Source organism: Azotosporobacter soli, from assembly GCF_030542965.1.
Classification (GTDB): domain Bacteria; phylum Bacillota; class Negativicutes; order SG130; family SG130; genus Azotosporobacter; species Azotosporobacter soli.
Genome location: NZ_JAUAOA010000007.1, coordinates 116615 through 133408, shown reverse-complemented (window position 1 = coordinate 133408; position 16794 = coordinate 116615). Strand labels below are relative to the sequence as shown.

24 protein-coding genes are annotated in these 16794 nt (G+C 48.2%); 23 read left to right on the top strand and 1 reads right to left on the bottom strand.

All coding sequences use genetic code 11. The annotated features are described in order from the left end of the window. Window positions 1–7: 7 nt before the first annotated feature. The 20 genes from QTL79_RS08855 to trxA all read left to right on the top strand — a co-directional run bounded on the left by QTL79_RS08855 (window position 8) and on the right by trxA (window position 14333). Complete coding sequence (locus QTL79_RS08855) at window positions 8–472, top strand: chemotaxis protein CheW (RefSeq protein WP_346354607.1); 465 nt, start codon at window positions 8–10, stop codon at window positions 470–472. A gap of 26 nt (window positions 473–498) precedes the next feature. Continuing rightward, window positions 499–1119 (top strand): chemotaxis protein CheC, encoded by a 621-nt coding sequence (locus QTL79_RS08850; RefSeq protein ID WP_346354606.1) that lies wholly within the window; start codon window positions 499–501, stop codon window positions 1117–1119. After that, on the top strand, window positions 1119–1604 hold the full coding sequence (locus tag QTL79_RS08845; RefSeq protein ID WP_346354605.1) for a chemotaxis protein CheD: 486 nt from the start codon (window positions 1119–1121) through the stop codon (window positions 1602–1604). The genes QTL79_RS08850 and QTL79_RS08845 overlap by 1 nt, the downstream gene beginning before the upstream one ends. Window positions 1605–1617: 13 nt before the next feature. Then, entirely contained in the window at window positions 1618–1956 is a 339-nt protein-coding gene (locus QTL79_RS08840) for a hypothetical protein (protein WP_346354604.1), read from the top strand. 28 nt (window positions 1957–1984) lie between these two features. Further along, a complete protein-coding gene (locus tag QTL79_RS08835) occupies window positions 1985–2740 on the top strand; it encodes a FliA/WhiG family RNA polymerase sigma factor (protein WP_346354603.1) in 756 nt (251 codons plus the stop codon). Between the two features lie 24 nt (window positions 2741–2764). Next, complete coding sequence (locus QTL79_RS08830; protein WP_346354602.1) at window positions 2765–4357, top strand: flagellar assembly protein A; 1593 nt, start codon at window positions 2765–2767, stop codon at window positions 4355–4357. Between the two features lie 83 nt (window positions 4358–4440). After that, window positions 4441–4779, top strand: coding sequence for a hypothetical protein (locus QTL79_RS08825; RefSeq protein ID WP_346354601.1), 339 nt, complete (start codon window positions 4441–4443; stop codon window positions 4777–4779). A gap of 9 nt (window positions 4780–4788) precedes the next feature. After that, window positions 4789–5331, top strand: a complete 543-nt coding sequence (locus tag QTL79_RS08820; protein ID WP_346354600.1) for a DUF6115 domain-containing protein — start codon at window positions 4789–4791, stop codon at window positions 5329–5331. A 155-nt stretch (window positions 5332–5486) separates the two neighbouring features. Next, window positions 5487–6200: a 30S ribosomal protein S2 gene (gene rpsB, locus QTL79_RS08815; protein WP_346354599.1), complete on the top strand. Its 714-nt coding sequence runs from the start codon at window positions 5487–5489 to the stop codon at window positions 6198–6200. Between the two features lie 74 nt (window positions 6201–6274). Beyond that, complete coding sequence (gene tsf / locus QTL79_RS08810; RefSeq protein WP_346354598.1) at window positions 6275–6922, top strand: translation elongation factor Ts; 648 nt, start codon at window positions 6275–6277, stop codon at window positions 6920–6922. Window positions 6923–7027: 105 nt separating this feature from the next. Continuing rightward, the gene (pyrH, locus tag QTL79_RS08805; RefSeq protein ID WP_346354597.1) at window positions 7028–7750 is read left to right on the top strand and encodes a UMP kinase; all 723 of its coding nucleotides are present in this window, start codon (window positions 7028–7030) and stop codon (window positions 7748–7750) included. A gap of 1 nt (window position 7751) precedes the next feature. Next, window positions 7752–8309 (top strand): ribosome recycling factor, encoded by a 558-nt coding sequence (gene frr, locus QTL79_RS08800; RefSeq protein WP_346354596.1) that lies wholly within the window; start codon window positions 7752–7754, stop codon window positions 8307–8309. A 2-nt stretch (window positions 8310–8311) separates the two neighbouring features. Continuing rightward, entirely contained in the window at window positions 8312–8554 is a 243-nt protein-coding gene (locus QTL79_RS08795; RefSeq protein ID WP_346354595.1) for a hypothetical protein, read from the top strand. 97 nt (window positions 8555–8651) lie between these two features. Further along, entirely contained in the window at window positions 8652–9416 is a 765-nt protein-coding gene (gene uppS / locus QTL79_RS08790) for an undecaprenyl pyrophosphate synthase (RefSeq protein ID WP_346354594.1), read from the top strand. A gap of 4 nt (window positions 9417–9420) precedes the next feature. Further along, window positions 9421–10248 carry a phosphatidate cytidylyltransferase gene (locus tag QTL79_RS08785; protein WP_346354593.1) on the top strand — a complete coding sequence of 276 codons (828 nt, stop codon included), beginning with the start codon at window positions 9421–9423 and terminating at the stop codon, window positions 10246–10248. Between the two features lie 11 nt (window positions 10249–10259). Next, window positions 10260–11423, top strand: coding sequence for a 1-deoxy-D-xylulose-5-phosphate reductoisomerase (locus QTL79_RS08780; RefSeq protein ID WP_346354592.1), 1164 nt, complete (start codon window positions 10260–10262; stop codon window positions 11421–11423). 34 nt (window positions 11424–11457) lie between these two features. Further along, the gene (gene rseP / locus QTL79_RS08775) at window positions 11458–12486 is read left to right on the top strand and encodes an RIP metalloprotease RseP (RefSeq protein WP_346354591.1); all 1029 of its coding nucleotides are present in this window, start codon (window positions 11458–11460) and stop codon (window positions 12484–12486) included. Between the two features lie 13 nt (window positions 12487–12499). Next, window positions 12500–13567: a flavodoxin-dependent (E)-4-hydroxy-3-methylbut-2-enyl-diphosphate synthase gene (ispG, locus tag QTL79_RS08770; RefSeq protein WP_346354590.1), complete on the top strand. Its 1068-nt coding sequence runs from the start codon at window positions 12500–12502 to the stop codon at window positions 13565–13567. Window positions 13568–13608: 41 nt separating this feature from the next. After that, the gene (locus tag QTL79_RS08765; RefSeq protein ID WP_346354589.1) at window positions 13609–14007 is read left to right on the top strand and encodes a CoA-binding protein; all 399 of its coding nucleotides are present in this window, start codon (window positions 13609–13611) and stop codon (window positions 14005–14007) included. Next, complete coding sequence (gene trxA / locus QTL79_RS08760) at window positions 14007–14333, top strand: thioredoxin (RefSeq protein ID WP_346354588.1); 327 nt, start codon at window positions 14007–14009, stop codon at window positions 14331–14333. Before QTL79_RS08765 ends, trxA begins: the two co-directional genes overlap by 1 nt. Before the next feature lie 67 nt (window positions 14334–14400). On the opposite strand, the gene QTL79_RS08755 is transcribed toward trxA, so the two are convergent. After that, window positions 14401–14634, bottom strand: a complete 234-nt coding sequence (locus QTL79_RS08755) for a DUF1858 domain-containing protein (RefSeq protein ID WP_346354587.1) — start codon at window positions 14632–14634, stop codon at window positions 14401–14403. A gap of 250 nt (window positions 14635–14884) precedes the next feature. Here QTL79_RS08755 and mraZ point away from each other — a divergent pair, with 250 nt between their 5' ends. From mraZ to ftsL, 3 genes are read left to right on the top strand one after another with little or no spacing between them, the layout of a single operon-like run. Continuing rightward, entirely contained in the window at window positions 14885–15316 is a 432-nt protein-coding gene (gene mraZ / locus QTL79_RS08750) for a division/cell wall cluster transcriptional repressor MraZ (protein WP_346354649.1), read from the top strand. Between the two features lie 12 nt (window positions 15317–15328). After that, on the top strand, window positions 15329–16288 hold the full coding sequence (gene rsmH / locus QTL79_RS08745; protein WP_346354586.1) for a 16S rRNA (cytosine(1402)-N(4))-methyltransferase RsmH: 960 nt from the start codon (window positions 15329–15331) through the stop codon (window positions 16286–16288). A gap of 24 nt (window positions 16289–16312) precedes the next feature. Then, the gene (ftsL, locus tag QTL79_RS08740) at window positions 16313–16774 is read left to right on the top strand and encodes a cell division protein FtsL (RefSeq protein WP_346354585.1); all 462 of its coding nucleotides are present in this window, start codon (window positions 16313–16315) and stop codon (window positions 16772–16774) included. Window positions 16775–16794: the final 20 nt, after the last annotated feature.

Sequence of the window (16794 nt, the reverse complement as noted above, 5' to 3'; positions counted from 1 at the left end):
GGAAATTATGTCGGAAAGCAGCTATTCTGGAAACGAAGTACAATTGGTGATATTTAAGCTTGGACGAGAAGAATATGGTGTCAGTATTTTGCAGGTGCAAGAGATTAAGCGGATGACAGATATCGCACGGGTGCCTCATGCGCCGGACTATATCAAGGGCGTCATGAATTTACGCGGCAGCGTATTGCCGGTGATTGACCTGAAAAAACGCTTGAACCTGCCGCACCAGGAGTATACGGAAGATACGCGAATTGTTATTGTAAAGATTGATGAAGTGGCAGTAGGGATGATTGTTGATGCGGTGTCCGAGGTAATGGCCATTGAACAGGAAAACATTGACGCACCGGATATTGTTGTCAGCGGCGTTGACGCTGAATATCTGAATGGGGTCGGAAAACTGGAGAACCGTTTGATTATTTTGATTAACTTAGAGTCGATTACCGGCATTGGGCAAGAACCCAAAGCCAGTTAAACTGTGGCGAAAGAGGAGTGACTGGCTTGTCTGAAGATATCCTGAATTTATCGGCGATACAATTAGATGCGTTGCGCGAGATCGGCAATGTGGGGGCAGGCAATTCGGCCACGGCGTTGTCACAAATTATTAATCGCAAGATTGATATGACGGTACCGCAGGTCGCTATTATGCCGCTTGGCGATGTACCTGATGTTGTAGGTGGCCCGGATGCCATGGTGGCTGGCGTGTATTTGCGAGTCTTCGGTCCGGCTCCGGGCAGCATACTGTTTTTGCTGCCAAGGGAAAGTGCTTTTTATTTAGTTGACATGTTAATGGGGCGCGAGCAAGGATATACAACCTCACTTAACTCCATGGATGAATCGGCGTTGATGGAAATTGGCAATATCCTGGCAGGCGCATACTTGAATGCGCTGTCGCATTTTACGAATCTGACGTTATTGCCGTCGATTCCGGCTCTTGCGTTGGATATGGCCGGGGCCATATTAAGCGTTATTCTTATTCAGTTGGGCCAGATGGGGGATCATGCGCTTGTTATTGAGACGGAATTTACAACGGAGATGGATGGTGTCAAAGGACACTTCTTCCTGATTCCTGACCCGGGCTCCTTGAACACCATTTTGGCGGCAATAGGGGTGAGGGAATAATGTCAGAACTGATCAAAGTGGGGATGGCGGATTATAAAGTGGGAAAAAACCCCAACAGCCTGATCAGTTATGGATTGGGTTCGTGTGTTGGGATTGCGGTGTATGATTCGGTCGCTAAGGTGGGCGGTTTGGCCCACATTATGTTACCGGACAGCACCCAGGCGCGCTCTACGGAAAATCCGGCAAAGTTTGCAGATACCTGTTTGCCGATCATGCTGGACGAAATTTTGAAATTGGGTGCTGTCAAATCAAGATTGACGGCCAAAATTGCTGGCGGCGCGCAAATGTTCACTTTTGCAAATGCCACAGACGTAATGCGTGTGGGCGAACGAAATGTAGAAGCGGTGAAAGTCGTCTTGAAGAAATTAGATCTACGCATTATCGCGGACGATACGGGCGGAAATTATGGTCGGACGGTCGAATTGAAACTCGATAGCGGAATTTACAAAGTCAAGACGATTGACAAAGGGGAAAAAGAGTTGTAGTTGGAGGTATATGGTGCTCAAACTACGTTTTGCTGTTAGCTTGGCAGTCTTAGTGGGGATATGTACTATTTTCAGTGGTTTTGGCAATGCGGCTAGACCGTCAACGGTTTTGTACCGTACAGCGGTTTCCATGTTTATCTTCGCAATCGTCGGTTTTGGTTTAGGCTTGCTCTGGGAACGCTTTTTACAGAGCTGGTTGACGCGCTTGAATCAGACGGATAAAAAGGAAGAAGAACAGACGGAAGAAGGCATTGAGGGTACAGAGAGCGAATTGACTACAGAAGAGGAAGAAGCGGAATTTGATCCGCTGACGCCGGAGCATTTTGAAAATATTGCGCACCCCAAAGAATGACTGGGCGTTGAGGTTGGGGGTATAAAACATGAATGGTACTAAGGCAACACCTGAAGCGGTTATGGCGCTTTGGGGCGAATATCAGCAGCATCGAAAAGCCGAGACCCGTGAATTGCTGGTGGAACATTATCTTTCATTGGTGAAGTTGGTTGCTGGTCGCATTGCCATGAGTTTGCCGCAGCATGTTGATCGAGACGACTTGATTAGCAATGGTTTTTTTGGTCTGTTGGATGCGATAGAAAAATTTGACCCTACGCGTGGCATTAAATTTGAAACGTATGGCGTTGCCCGGATTCGTGGTGCGATCTTAGATGCGATTCGTGCGCAAGATTGGGTGCCGACCAGTTTACGACAAAAAGCCAAGCAATATGAGCAAGTGATAGCGCAGTTGGAACACAACTTGGGGCGGTCGGCAACCGACGAAGAAATTGCAGGGGCGCTCGGCGTTGAAGTGGAAGAACTGTACCAGTTGCTGTCACGTTTGAATGCAAGTACATTAATACCGCTAGATGAATTCATAAAAACGGAGACGCCTACAGGCCAATGCATTAATCCTTCGCATCAAGTGGAAGTGGAAGAGACGAAAGAATTATTGGCGCAGACGATTGACAAGTTGCCGGAAAAAGAGCGATTGGTTATTAGTTTGTACTACTACGATGGATTGACATTAAAGGAAATCAGTTTGATTTTAAAGTTGTCCGAAGCAAGAATTTCACAGCTGCATACAAAAGCAATTTTTCGGCTTCGGGGGGCCCTTTCCAGAATTAAATCGTGTTTGGTCTGATATTCGTTGGGGAGGCTTTTTGTGATGAGTGGGGAAGAACAAGTAGAAGTGAAAAACAAACAGGGTGCATTTTCTATCAACCAAGAAGGGGAAGACTTGTTTTTAACCGTGTTTCCTTCCGAAGGTGAGGGAAAAGCGGTTTCGGAAGCCGAAATTGTTGCAGAACTCGACAAACGCGGCGTTGTGGAGTACGACCAAAAAACGATAACGCATGAGATTAATAAACCAAGTGCTCAGGCAGTTAAAATTGCGACGATAGGACAATCAGAAATTCATGTGGAAATTTCTAAGGATCGTATGGAAGCGACCCTTCAGATTGATATGTCTAAAAATGCGCCTTTGATTGCCTGGGAAGAGGTTTTGGAAAAAATAAACGCGAGTGGAATTGTCTTTGGTTTCGATGAAGCGGAGGCGCGAAAGGCACTGGAGCGTCCCGGGAATCGGGTTGTGATCGCAAAGGGGCAACCTGCGGTCAATGGAATCGATTCGCAGATTAAATACCATGTCGACTTGGAGAACAAAGGAAAACCTGTCGAATTGGATGACGGCAAAGTCGATTATAAAGATTTAAATCTTTTTACGATTGTGATGCAGGGAGATCTGCTTGCAGAAAAAATCCCATCCGTTCCGGGTGTGCCGGGATCCGATGTGCTGGGGATTGCTATCGTAGCTAAAGCGGGTAAAGAAGTTCCGCTGCCGCTTGGCAAGAATGTGCAGGCGGTAGAAAATACAATTACTGCGGGAATTGCCGGACAGGTAGTCGTTGCCAATAATAAGATCAGCGTTGTACCTGTCATTGAGATTAAAGAAGATGTTGACTTATCTACCGGCAATATCGAATTTGTCGGCAATGTCGTAGTAAAAGGGTCGGTTCAACCTGGCTTTACCGTCAAGGCGGAAGGCAATATTGAAGTGTACGGCACAGTAAGCGGCGGCATTGTAGAAGGTAAGAATGTTGTTATAAAAATGGGTATTCAGGGCATGCACCGCGGTTACGTCAAGGCAGTGGAAAACGTAGTGGCCAAGTTCATTGAAAATGCTACTGTACAGGCGGGCAACGATGTAATCGTGAACGAAGTCATACTTCATTCACGCATTAGTGCAGGAAAAAAAGTCATTGTCGAAGGAAAGCGTGGCCTGATTGCCGGGGGCAATATCTTGGCTGGCGAAGAAATTCGTGCCAAAATGCTGGGAACGCAAATGTCGACGAGTACAGAGCTGGAAGTTGGCGTTAATCCGCAACTAAGGGAAGAGTACCAGAACATTCGGCGCGAGATTAAAAAAGTGGAAGTGAGCCTGGAACAAACGCAAAAAGCGCTCAGTATTTTGCGGGGAATGGATCAGACAACGATGCCGCAGGATAAGCGTGAAATGTTGTTGAAATTGACAAAAGCCCAATTTCATTTAGTCGGTCAGGTGGAAACGATGCGCAACAGGATGACGGATATTGAACTGGCTTTTGAAGAAATGAAATACGGCAGGATTAAAGTTGCCGAGATCATGTATCCCGGAGTAAAAGTGGTTATCGGAACATTGGTTAAGCCAATCAGAGAAGCGCTGAAATTCTCTTCGTTGTATGCGGAAGATGGCGAAATTAGAATAGGTAGCTTTAAATAGAAACGGCGGCTTACCGATGGTAAGCCTACCTTTTTATTTGCTACAGGCTACCTGAAAGAACTCTGAAAAGAGAGGTGGCAGCTATGAATATACGTCCGATGGATATGCAAGTCTTGATCCCGCATGCGACCGATGTGGGAAAGACGCAGCAGCATGCAAATCAGCAACCCATGACGCAGCAGCAACAATTTGCCGAACAGCTCCAACAGCGTGCGGAACGCCAACAAAAACAAGTACAAGATACGAAAAAAAGTGAAGGCGGCAAAATAAAACGCGAAGACAAAGGGGACGCCCACAAACAGGGTAAGGGTGACGAAGGCGGCAAAGAGCGGAAACAAGCCGCAAGCGAAGTGGATGCAGCCGCAGAGGAACGGGCCGCGAAGGATCCGATGCGCGGCCGGCGAATCGATATCAAGACATGAGGTGGAACCATGACTGCAGGTGGAATTATTAGCATACTCATTATTCTGTTTGGCGGTTTTTTCATCGTCTATAAACGGAAAATGCTGATGGAAGTGTTTTCTCTTAACATGCATACGGCGACGCTGGAATTTCAAACACAATTGGAAGCTGCCGGAGCCGTTGTGATTAGAGAACTGGAAGATAAGATGAATCACCTGGAATTTTTATTGACTGAAGCGGAGAACCGCAGTCGGGAACTGGAAGAAAAGTTAACAACTGCCGAAAGACTGCTGAAAGAATATGACAGCAAAGCGGTTGCCCATCCTTCTCCCGCGCCGTTTAAAGCGCAGCCGGTTACTGAAGATTGGTACGCAGCGCAAGAGAGCGTTTTAGCACAGTCTGGTGAAGTTGAAACTGAAAAAGGTGTTTTTCCAGAAGTGCAGGACAGCGGGGATCGGCGTAAGTTGATTCTGACGATGGCGGAGCAGGGCTATAGCGTAACGGAAATTGCGAAAGCTACCGGCGCCGGCAAGGGTGAAATCATGCTGCTTTTACAGCTGCATCGCAAATAATTTTTTGAGCCGCTTGTAAATTTGTGAAATTTATGGTATATTATTATTCGTTGTAAATCCACACGCATTGAATCCGATGGACTGTGCCAACAAAACGTTGGTTTCCATTTAGGAGATGACAATTGCGGCGGTAAAAAAAACAGGAGGTGACTTTCATGTCGGTAATTTCTATGAAACAACTGTTGGAGGCCGGGGTGCATTTCGGTCATCAGACCAGACGCTGGAATCCTAAAATGGCTCCCTACATCTTTACGGAGCGCAATGGTATTTATATCATTGACCTGCAAAAGACTGTCAAGAAGGTTGAAGAGGCTTATAATTTTGTGCGTGAATTGGCGCAGACAGGTACCATTCTGTTTGTCGGTACAAAGAAACAAGCGCAAGAAGCAGTGCGTGACGAAGCACAACGCTGCAACATGTACTATGTAAATGAAAGATGGTTGGGCGGCATGCTCACCAACTTCCAAACCATTCAACGTCGGATTAGCCGTTTGGTTAAACTGGAAGAAATGGAAGCGCAAGGCATGTTCGAAGTTCTGCCGAAAAAAGAAGTGATCAAGTTGCGCCATGAAATGGAACGACTGCAAAAATTCTTGGGCGGCATCAAGACCATGAAAAAACTGCCGGACGCGCTGTTCATCATTGACCCGCGCAAAGAGCGCATTGCGGTAGCAGAAGCTAAAAAACTGGGGATTCCTATCGTTGGTATTGTTGACACCAACTGCGACCCGGACGAAATCGACCATGTCATTCCTGCGAATGATGATGCGATCCGTGCCGTTAAGCTGTTGGCTGGCAAAATGGCTGACGCTGTCCTCGAAGCTCGCCAAGGTGAGCAAATGGAAGAAGAAGCTGCTGCAGCTGAGTAATCTGTAAATAGAGAAGGTAAGGGGGAGCGTTGTAGACGCCTCCTTACCTTCATTAATAGCTAGGAGGAGCGAATATGGTAACTGCTGAAATGGTAAAACAACTGCGTGAACTTACCGGCGCAGGCATGATGGATTGCAAGAAAGCTCTGACCGAAACAAATGGCGATATTGATAAAGCCGTGGATTTTCTGCGTGAAAAAGGTTTGTCGGCTGCTGCTAAAAAAGCAGGGCGTGTTGCTGCTGAGGGTGTTGTAGAATCTTACATCCATGCCAACGGCCGCATCGGCGTATTGGTCGAGGTAAACTGCGAGACTGATTTTGTCGCAAAAACCGATAACTTTAAGGCCATGGCTAAAGATATTGCGATGCAAATCGCTGCTGCGAATCCGGCCTATGTCCGTCGTGAAGAAGTTCCGGCTGAAGTCGTGGAACATGAAATGGAAGTTCTCAAGGCGCAAGCGCTGAATGAAGGCAAGCCTGCCAATATTGTTGAAAAAATGGTAGTTGGCCGGGTTGATAAATTTTATAAAGAAATCTGTTTGATGGAACAGGGATTCATTAAGGATCCGGATAAGACGATTGCACAAATGATCAACGAAGCGATTTCGAAGATCGGCGAAAATATTTCGATCCGTCGTTTCACCCGCTATCAACTGGGTGAAGGCATTGAGAAAAAAGCCAATGATTTTGCTGCTGAAGTAGCTGCAGCAGTGAAACAATAAAAGAGAACACTTCGTGTTCTCTTTTTTCTAGGTAAGGACGGCAGTGAAAGGACTTTTACCTGTCGATGTGGAATAAATTTAAACGGAGAAATGGAGGCCTATAGCTTGAGTACGTCGAAATATAAGCGAGTGGTTCTAAAATTGAGCGGGGAAGCGTTGGCGGGCAGTCAAGGATACGGGATTGATCCAGTGGTCGTGGATGCAATTGCTCGCGAAATCAAAGAATTGCGTGCAACTGGCATTGAAGTAGCGGTGGTAGTTGGCGGCGGCAATATCTGGCGTGGTTTGTCAGGTAGTGCAAAGGGAATGGACCGGGCGACTGCGGATTACATGGGCATGTTGGCTACAGTGATGAATGCGCTTGCCATGCAGGATGCATTGGAGCACTGTGATGTGGACAGCCGGGTTCAAACTGCCATCGAAATGCGTCAGGTTGCAGAACCTTATATTCGGCGCAAGGCGATTCGTCATATGGAAAAAGGTCGCGTCGTTGTTTTTGCTGCAGGAACCGGAAATCCGTATTTTTCCACCGATACAACGGCAGCGCTTCGTGCCGCGGAAATCGAAGCGGATGTAATTCTTATGGCCAAGAAAAATGTTGACGGTGTTTATGATTCGGATCCGAGACAAAATCCAAATGCAAAGAAATTTGATGAACTGGCATATATTGAAGTATTGCAACGCGGCTTAGGCGTAATGGATTCGACTGCCACAAGTCTGTGCATGGATAATAAGATTCCAATCATTGTATTTAATATGGATGTACCGGGAAACATTTTAAAGGCGGCCTTGGGACATGAGATTGGTACTGTTGTAGGGAGGGGCTAATATGATCAAGGATATTTTTAATCAATATGAAGATAAAATGAAAAAGGCAATGGAAGCATTGCGCAAAGAATTATCTACTTTGCGGGCTGGCCGTGCTACCCCGGCGCTCTTAGAAAAAGTCATGGTTGATTATTACGGAACGCCGACGGCGGTCAATCAGGTCGCCAATGTATCGGTACCAGAACCCCGAACCATTGTTATCCAACCCTGGGAAAAAACAATGGTGCCGGCAATTGAAAAGGCGATCATGAAATCGGATCTGGGAATGAATCCGAATAGCGACGGAGCGATTATCCGTTTGAATATTCCTCAATTGACGCAGGAGCGTCGTCAGGAACTCGTCAAACAAGTGCACAAGAAATCGGAGGAGTCGCGTGTGACGGTGCGCAATCTGCGCCGCGATGCCAACGATGCAGTGAAGAAACTGGAAAAAGACAAACTGATTTCAGAGGATGAGGCCAAAAAAGGCCAAGAAGACATTCAAAAATTGACCGATAAGTATATCAAAGAGGTCGATGCTGTCATGGCGGCAAAAGAAAAAGAAATCATGGAAGTGTAACCATGCTTGAAATTGACGTAGTCGCCTTGGCGTTGCCGGTTGCTTGTGCAAGACTGGAAGCGGCCGACAGGGCATATGAGGTCGTGAAAACGGCTCCTAGTGGATCTGGATCCAGACAACTGCAGTTGGATGAGGCTGCATTATATGTAATCCGTCAGACCGTTGACAGCAAGGGTGTATACCAGCTTGTCGTGGCAGCAAAAATGGCAAAACACGGTCAGAATACGGCTGTTTCTCCGAACTGACTGGCGGAGGCCTGGACAAGGCTGTTTTGCCCCCTCATACGAGGGGGCTTCGTTTATGTAAAAAGCCGTAAAAGATTTGTGGCTGGAGGTCAGGAAGATGTGGAAAAAATGGTTCGGCAAAGCGGATAAAAATATTGCTGAATTTGAATTGGATAGGGAAAAGATGCCGCGTCATGTTGCGATTATCATGGACGGCAACGGACGCTGGGCAAAAAAACGTGCGATGCCGCGGACCTTTGGCCATCGTCAAGGTGTTGAGACTTTGAAACGCATTGTTCAATTTGCCTCGGATGCTGGGCTGCAGGTCTTAACCGTTTATGCCTTTTCCACAGAAAATTGGCGACGTCCCAGTTCGGAAGTGGATTTTTTAATGACGCTGTTCAAAGAGTTTTTGGAACAGGAAATAGATGAATTGCATCGTAATCGAGTGCGAATCCGTTTTATCGGAGATATCGCGGGTCTGCCGATGGTGTTGCAGCAGACCTTTGCTGACGCGGAATGTCTGACCGCAAACAATCCGGGCCTTATCTTCAATGTAGCGGTGAATTACGGCGGTCGGGCTGAAATTGTTCAAGCCGTCCGCGCCCTTGCAATGCAGGTGAAAGAAGGGGAAATATCTTATGATGCCATTTCTGAAGCGTCTATTTCTGATCAATTATATACTGCGGGACAACCGGATCCGGACTTGTTGATCCGTCCTAGCGGTGATTTTCGCATCAGTAATTTTTTGCTGTGGCAGTTGGCCTATACTGAATTTTGGTTTACGGAAACGCTGTGGCCGGATTTTAGCGTAGAAGAATTTGCTGCAGCGATGATCGCCTATCAAAAGAGAGAGCGGCGGTTTGGGGGATTAAAGAGGTGAATATATGTTAGTGAAAAGAATCCTGACTGCTTTGGTTGGAATCCCATTAAGCGTTCTTGTCGTCGTGCAGGGAGGCTGGCTTTTTGTTGCAGCCGTTACAGCGTTAACGCTCTGCGCTTGGCATGAGTGGCGAGGCATTTGCAGTGCTGCTGCGATTGAAATTCCGCAGATGGCAGGGGGGGCGTTCCTGCTGCTTTTGCTTGGCTGCGCCTGGCAGGGAAACGGCCGAGAACTCTACGCGATAACATCGTTTGCCGCGTTGGCGGTGATGAGCTTGGCCGTATTAGGACGCGCTCGGTATTCCCTGCAGACCGCGGCGTTTACTTGTTTGGGGGCCCTCTATATTGGCGCAGGATTTTCACACTTGGTTTTGCTGCGCTTCTTGAGCGGAGCGGTGAATGTTGAATTGTTTGGTTCTTTTGTCGCGGCTGGAGCCGTCTATCTCGGGATTGCATTTTTGGGAATTTGGTCAAGCGATACGATGGCTTTTTTTGTTGGCCGGCAATGGGGGCGGCATAAATTATCTCCGTCAATCAGTCCGGGTAAAACGGTCGAGGGCTTTATCGGCGGTTTGCTGTGCTGTGTTGCGCTAACGATTTATCTTGGACAGGTATGGCTGGGTTTGAGTGCTTTTTCAGCGGCTGGGTTAGGCGTATTGATCGGCTTAACGGCTCCGCTTGGCGATTTAGCTGAATCGGCGTTAAAGCGATTTGCCGGGGTGAAAGATTCCGGCACGCTGTTTCCAGGGCACGGCGGCGTTTTGGACCGCTTTGATAGTGTTTTGTTTGCTGTGCCGGTAGTGTATTATTATATTCAGGCAGTTGCCGGATAGGAGGATTGGGCATGAAGAGCAAAGGTCTTGCGATATGGGGCAGTACAGGCTCAATTGGCACGCAGACGCTGGATGTTGTAACGCAACATCCAGAGCGTTTTACTGTCAAGGTTTTAATGGCAAAGCAGAATGCAGCCTTATTGCAGGAGCAGATAGAGCGTTATGAACCGGAAGTTGCCGTGTTGGTCGACGAAAATGCGACACAGGAGCTGCGCAAACGATATCGGGGCCGAACCACCATCTTATCGGGTGAAACAGGCTTGCTGGCGGCTGCAGCACATCCTGCAGTCGATATTGCGCTCAATGCACTTGTCGGTTTCGCCGGTTTGAAACCGACGCTCCACGCGATCGAAGCGGGAGCGACGATTGCACTGGCTAACAAAGAGACTTTGGTTGCCGCAGGTGAATTGGTTACAAAAAAAGCGGCCGCTAAAGGGGTTTCCATATTGACGGTGGATAGTGAGCATAGCGCGATCTTGCAGTGCTTGCAAGGCGAAGCAGCCGATCGTGTGGAACGGATTATTCTGACCGCTTCCGGCGGACCTTTTCGCGGGAAACAGCGCGACGAACTGGTTTCTGTCAGCGTCGAAGCGTGTTTGCAACATCCGAACTGGTCAATGGGAAAAAAAATAACAGTTGATTCTGCAAGCCTGGCTAATAAGGGCCTTGAGGTCATCGAAGCACACTGGCTGTTTGGGATGCCATATGATAAGATTGAAGTCGTTGTTCATCCGCAGAGCATCATCCATTCAATGGTCGAATTTGCCGATGGAGCAGTGATGGCTCAATTGGGACAACCGGATATGCGCGTACCGATTCAATATGCGTTGACTTTTCCGGAACGTTTGCCTGCACCGTATCCGCGCCTAGATTTTCAAAAGATGAAAGATCTGACGTTTGCGGCGCCGGATACGAAAACGTTTGCCGCGCTTGCGCTTGCGTATGCGGCAGGACGAAGCGGCGGTACGATGCCGTGCGTATATAATGCGGCCAATGAAGTGGCCGTCTACGCATTTCTCGAACAGAGCATTCCGTTTCTCGCTATCGCGGAAGTGATTGAAAGCGTTATGGCGGAACATCAGGTTACCCAGTGCAGCGATCTGGAAGCGGTGCTGCAAGCAGATGCATGGGCGCGTGCTGCTGCTAAAGCATGCATCGACCGGCGGTATGCCTAAGAGGCAGGAGTAAAAGTGGGGTGTTGACAACGTTATGATGACGATACTAGCAAGTGTATTTGTATTCGGTTTGGTTGTCTTGGTTCATGAATTAGGCCATTTTGTCACCGCTAAAGCCGTTGGCATGCGGGTCGATGAATTCGCCATCGGATTTGGCCCGAAAGTCATTCAGTTCCGCAAAGGGGAGACTCTTTATTCTTGGCGTGCGATCCCGTTGGGCGGATTCAATAAAATTGCCGGAATGGATCCCGACGAACCACAGGATGAAAGATCCTTTCAACAAAAATCCTTGGCGGCGCGCATGTTGGTTATTTTAGCGGGGTCGTTAATGAATCTATTGCTACCGGTGCTATTGTTTTCTGCGGTCTTTATCAGTTCGGGCATCAGTACGCCAACGGATATGCCGATTGTCGGCACCGTTTTACCGGGACGTCCGGCCGCTGTAGCGGGGATGCAGACAGGCGATAAAATTGAGCGCATCGATGGTCAGGCCATTGCGAGTTGGAATCAGTTTGTTAATGTCATCAAGGTCAGCTCCGGCAAAATCTTGTTAGTCGAAGGCGTGCGTGAAGGCCAAGCGTTTCAACTCCAAGTGATACCGGAATATGATGAAAAGGCAGATAAGGGCATTGTCGGAGTAATGCCGCAAATGGATCGTTATCAGCCAGGCGTTATTGAATCCGTCGGTTTGGCAGGAAAACAAACGTATCTGGTAACGGCAGAAATGAGCGTCGGGTTATGGAAAATGGTGACGCGCCAAGTGTCGGCCGAAGTGGCGGGTCCGATTGGCGTTGCGCAAATGGCGGGCGAGGTTGCGCAGCTGGGCTTTTTACCGTTGCTGCAGTTCGCTGCGTTTCTCAGTATCAACTTAGGGATCATTAACTTACTGCCAGTGCCGATGCTCGATGGCGGACATGTTCTGACGCTGTTGGTTGAAGGCGTGCGCGGGCGGCCGTTAGAGCGTCAGCGCCAGCAGTTCATACAAACGATAGGCTTTATCTTATTGATCCTATTGTTCTTAATCGCGACATTTAAAGATGTTTCGCGATTAAAGCTATTCTAGAGGGGGCATTCGCATGGAACGGCGCAAAACAAGAAGGATTCATATTGGCGGCGTACCGATCGGCGCAGGTGCGCCGATTACGGTGCAGTCGATGACGAATACGAAAACGGATGACGTGGCTGCGACTGTCGCTCAGATTAAGGCGTTGGCGGATGCTGGCTGCGATATCGTGCGTTTGGCGGTGCCGGATGAAAAAGCGGCGCAGGCGATTGACCAGATTAAGACGCTTTCGCCTTTGCCGCTTGTAGCGGATATCCATTTTGATTATCGCCTTGCTCTGGCGGCGTTGGCTGGCGGCGTAGACGCTTTGCGCCTGAATCCGGGCAATATTGCCAAACGCGAGCAGGTTGTTGAAGTGGTTAAGGCCGCTAGGGAACGCAGTGTGCCGATCCGAATCGGCGTTAACGCCGGGTCGCTTGACAAAAAATTGCTGCTGCGCCATGGCGGGCATCCGACGCCGGAGGCGATGGTGGAGAGCGCGCTGGGGCATATTCGCATCTTGGAAGAACTGGATTTTCAGGACATTAAAATTTCATTGAAAGCCAATGATGTGCCGATGACAATCGAAGCCTATCGGCAAATGTCGGAACAGGTAGAATATCCGCTGCACCTTGGCATCACGGAAGCCGGGACAGTGAATTCCGGTATTGTCAAGTCTTCGGTGGGGATCGGTGCTTTGCTGGCGCAGGGAATTGGCGATACGCTTCGTATTTCGCTGACGGGTGATCCGGTCGTCGAAGTAAAGATAGGTAATGAAATTTTAAAGAGCCTTGGTCTCAGACAGTATGGTCCTACACTCGTGTCCTGCCCTACTTGTGGACGCTGTGATATTGATCTGGCGGCGATTGCTGCTAAAGTGGAGATGAGACTGCAAAATGTGAAAAAACCGCTCCGCGTGGCGGTTATGGGGTGCGTCGTCAACGGGCCCGGCGAGGCAAAAGAAGCCGATGTCGGCATTGCGGGCGGCAAGGGGATGGGGTTGGTGTTTCGTAAAGGAGAAATTGTGCGCAAAGTAGCGGAAGAGCAATTGGTAGACGCGCTGATGGAAGAATTGGACTCTATCTTGTCAGCCGATTCGTGATATAATCAAGATGGAATGATATGGGAAGAGGAGGTATGCTTATGCGTGGGAATATTGAAGAAATGTTACAATGTAAAAAATGGGCGGTAGTTGGCGCTACCGCAAATCCGGATAAATATGGTTATCGTATTTTTAAGGTGATGAAAGCGGCCGGTTTCGAAGTGTATCCGGTAAATCCGGGCGTTGAGGCCATTGATGGCGAACGTTGTTATGCGACGCTGACAGATTTGCCGATAAAGCCGGATGCGGTTGATCTTGTCGTTGCTCCAAAGATTGGTGAGTCCATTGTGCGTCAGTGCAGTGAACTAAAGATTAAGAATGTTTGGCTGCAACCGGGGGCGGACAGCGCCGCCTTGTTGAAAGTGGCGGAGGAATTGGAATTGGCAGTGGTTCATGATGCTTGCATCATGATGGAATTGCGAAAAAAGGAGGCTAAATAATGAGTGAAGTGATGGTCGTAGGCGCCAATCAATTTGCGGCGGAAGTCATCGAGTACAAAGAACTTCCGGTTCTGGTCGATTTCTGGGCACCGTGGTGCGGATATTGTACGAAGCTCTTGCCGCTACTTGATGAACTGGCCGGTGATTTGACAGGCAAGGTCAGAGTAGTGAAGGTCAATGTAGATGAAAATCGTGAACTGGCGCAGCAATATGGCGTCATGAGCCTGCCTACGCTGATGATTTTTAAGAACGGTGAGCAAGTCGAAAAGTTTACCGGATTTTTGCCGAAAGCGGAGTTGTCTGCTAAAGTACAGCCGCACTTATAAGGCTGTAAAGCAAAAAGCCCCCCTGCGTTACGAAAGTGAAACGCAGGGGGCTTTTTGCTTTTTTGTTTTACTTGCAGCCGCAGTTGCAACCGCAAGACGATTCACAAGAGGCAAGCGTCTTGTTCAGATCGCGAATCAGCGCTGCTACGTCGATGCCGTGTGCATTAGCGCCTTGTTCGATGTTTTCAAACCGAGCGGCGGAGCAGCCTAAGCAACCCATGCCGTAGTTGCGAAACACATCAACCGTTTGCGGATATTGTTGTACTACTTCTAAAATGCTCATTTTTTCATTGATTTGCATGTGTGAAAGCCTCCTTGTTGTTAACTGCTGCTATTATAACATATCCATTCTTTCTTGTCAGGGGTGGCTTGATAAATCATCTACTAGGACAAAAGACTTATTTTCTTCTATTTAGCCGGGATTTAGCAAATATAAGGGGTTTTAAGAGAAAAGAAGGCAGGATTTTTTTTCTAAAAGAAGAATAAGTCTATAAAAGTGGTTTATAGTGGTGAAAAGTGGTGAAGATTGTGAGAGTGGTGGTGAAGTAACCGTGTTCATGGGGGAATATAATCATAGCATCGATAATAAAGGGCGTATGATATTCCCTGCCAAGTTCCGTGAGGAATTGGGCGAGCGGTTCATAATCACCAAGGGTCTCGATAATTGTCTCTTTGTTTACGGAGCGGAAGAATGGCGGATTTTAGAAGAAAAACTGCGGAAGCTGTCACTGGCTAAGCCGGAAGCTCGAGCATTTGCCCGCTTTTTCTTTGCGGGAGCTGCGGAAGTGGAGAGCGATAAGCAGGGCAGAGTGCTTATTCCCAACAACTTGCGCGACTATGGTAAACTGGATAAGGATGTTGTAGTGATCGGGGTGTCTACACGAATTGAAATCTGGGCGAAAGATGCTTGGGATGATTACAACGCTGCAATTGGTCCGGAAGTGGCGCAAATTGCAGAGAACCTGGTGGATTTGGGAATTTAGCAGGAATTTAATATGGAGCGATGCAGTGTGGATGTAAGTTTTGAACATGTCAGCGTATTGCCGGAAGAGACATTGGCGGCGTTGGTAACGAATAAAAAAGGCATATATGTGGATTGTACGTTAGGCGGTAGCGGTCATGCTGCACGAATTGCAAGCCGGCTTGATCCGGAAGGGATGCTGATTGGCATTGATCAGGATCCGACCGCGATAAAAGTGGGCGCGGAGCGCCTTGGAGCTATGAAATGCAAAGTCTCATTGGTGCAACGAAATTTCCGTTATTTGGCGGAAATTCTCGAAGAGCTTGACATTAAGCGGGTTGACGGAATATTATTTGATTTAGGAGTTTCTTCTTATCAGCTTGATACGGCAGAACGTGGCTTTTCCTATATGCAGGATGCACCGCTTGATATGCGGATGGATCCTACGGCGAAATTATCGGCCTACGAGGTCGTAAACGGATATGATGAGGCTAAATTGACCGAGTTGATTTTTTCTTATGGCGAAGAGCGATGGGCAAAACGAATCGCGGCGTTTATTCATCAGAGTCGGATGCAAGCGCCGATTGAAACGACAGGAGCCTTAGTGGATATCATTAAAAAAGCGATTCCTTCTGCAGCGCGACGTGACGGACCGCATCCTGCGAAGCGGACGTTTCAGGCGATTCGTATCGAAGTAAACAGTGAACTTAGCATCTTAAAAGAAACCTTTCTGACGGCCGTTGAGAGACTTAATAGCGGCGGCCGGATTTGCATCATAACATTCCATTCGCTGGAAGACCGGATTGCGAAACAGACATTGCAGGCGTTGGCAAAAGGTTGCGATTGTCCGCCGCGCATTCCAATCTGCGTTTGCGGCAAAAAAGCGCAAGTCAAGTTAATTGGCAAAGCGATTGCGCCTGGCGAACGTGAGTTGGAAGAAAACCCCCGATCACGTAGTGCGAAACTAAGGGTAGCGGAAAAAAAGGCGCAGTAGCGTAGAAAGTAGGAGGATCATTTTATGCTGGCACAGAGATTAGAAATGCCGCAACTTGATATCCCGGTGCAGGCTCAGCCGCGCAAACAAATGAAAACGGACGCGAGACCAAGCCGTGCGTTGCGCTTTCGCTGTTTGGCGATGGTTCTGTTTCTGATTGCTTTAGGCGTTTTTGTCACTGCGCGCAGTGCGATGATCATTTCAGAAGGCTATTCTCTGGTGGAAATGAAGTCTCAGGCAATCAAAATGGAAAAAGAAAATGAAGTATTGCGTTTGGAAGTGGCGCGTCTCAAATCACCGCAGCGCATCCAAGCGATCGCGACGTCGCAATTGGGCATGGTCGTACCGACCAATGTGTATTGCGCCGCTAATGCGCAGGCGAAAGACAGCCAACCGCTGGTTGCGCAGGAGAAAGAAGTCGGTCTGGTGAATGGCGTAGTAAATTTGCTGAAAGCGGCCAAGGCGGAAGCTAGTCATAAGAATTAGCGGTTTCCTGCCGTTAAGGC

What these genes read in the sequence shown, in the direction of transcription:
- QTL79_RS08780 (WP_346354592.1), top strand. Translation starts at nt 10,260, where the DNA reads ATGAAGAGCAAAGGTCTTGCGATATGGGGCAGTACAGGCTCAATTGGC.
- QTL79_RS08820 (WP_346354600.1), top strand. Translation starts at nt 4,789, where the DNA reads ATGACTGCAGGTGGAATTATTAGCATACTCATTATTCTGTTTGGCGGT.
- trxA (WP_346354588.1), top strand. Translation starts at nt 14,007, where the DNA reads ATGAGTGAAGTGATGGTCGTAGGCGCCAATCAATTTGCGGCGGAAGTC.
- QTL79_RS08835 (WP_346354603.1), top strand. Translation starts at nt 1,985, where the DNA reads ATGAATGGTACTAAGGCAACACCTGAAGCGGTTATGGCGCTTTGGGGC.
- QTL79_RS08855 (WP_346354607.1), top strand. Translation starts at nt 8, where the DNA reads ATGTCGGAAAGCAGCTATTCTGGAAACGAAGTACAATTGGTGATATTT.
- QTL79_RS08845 (WP_346354605.1), top strand. Translation starts at nt 1,119, where the DNA reads ATGTCAGAACTGATCAAAGTGGGGATGGCGGATTATAAAGTGGGAAAA.
- rpsB (WP_346354599.1), top strand. Translation starts at nt 5,487, where the DNA reads ATGTCGGTAATTTCTATGAAACAACTGTTGGAGGCCGGGGTGCATTTC.
- uppS (WP_346354594.1), top strand. Translation starts at nt 8,652, where the DNA reads ATGTGGAAAAAATGGTTCGGCAAAGCGGATAAAAATATTGCTGAATTT.
- QTL79_RS08825 (WP_346354601.1), top strand. Translation starts at nt 4,441, where the DNA reads ATGAATATACGTCCGATGGATATGCAAGTCTTGATCCCGCATGCGACC.
- tsf (WP_346354598.1), top strand. Translation starts at nt 6,275, where the DNA reads ATGGTAACTGCTGAAATGGTAAAACAACTGCGTGAACTTACCGGCGCA.
- ispG (WP_346354590.1), top strand. Translation starts at nt 12,500, where the DNA reads ATGGAACGGCGCAAAACAAGAAGGATTCATATTGGCGGCGTACCGATC.
- QTL79_RS08755 (WP_346354587.1), bottom strand. Translation starts at nt 14,634, where the DNA reads ATGCAAATCAATGAAAAAATGAGCATTTTAGAAGTAGTACAACAATAT.
- QTL79_RS08785 (WP_346354593.1), top strand. Translation starts at nt 9,421, where the DNA reads ATGTTAGTGAAAAGAATCCTGACTGCTTTGGTTGGAATCCCATTAAGC.
- rseP (WP_346354591.1), top strand. Translation starts at nt 11,458, where the DNA reads ATGATGACGATACTAGCAAGTGTATTTGTATTCGGTTTGGTTGTCTTG.
- ftsL (WP_346354585.1), top strand. Translation starts at nt 16,313, where the DNA reads ATGCTGGCACAGAGATTAGAAATGCCGCAACTTGATATCCCGGTGCAG.
- QTL79_RS08795 (WP_346354595.1), top strand. Translation starts at nt 8,312, where the DNA reads ATGCTTGAAATTGACGTAGTCGCCTTGGCGTTGCCGGTTGCTTGTGCA.
- QTL79_RS08830 (WP_346354602.1), top strand. Translation starts at nt 2,765, where the DNA reads ATGAGTGGGGAAGAACAAGTAGAAGTGAAAAACAAACAGGGTGCATTT.
- frr (WP_346354596.1), top strand. Translation starts at nt 7,752, where the DNA reads ATGATCAAGGATATTTTTAATCAATATGAAGATAAAATGAAAAAGGCA.
- QTL79_RS08765 (WP_346354589.1), top strand. Translation starts at nt 13,609, where the DNA reads ATGCGTGGGAATATTGAAGAAATGTTACAATGTAAAAAATGGGCGGTA.
- rsmH (WP_346354586.1), top strand. Translation starts at nt 15,329, where the DNA reads ATGGAGCGATGCAGTGTGGATGTAAGTTTTGAACATGTCAGCGTATTG.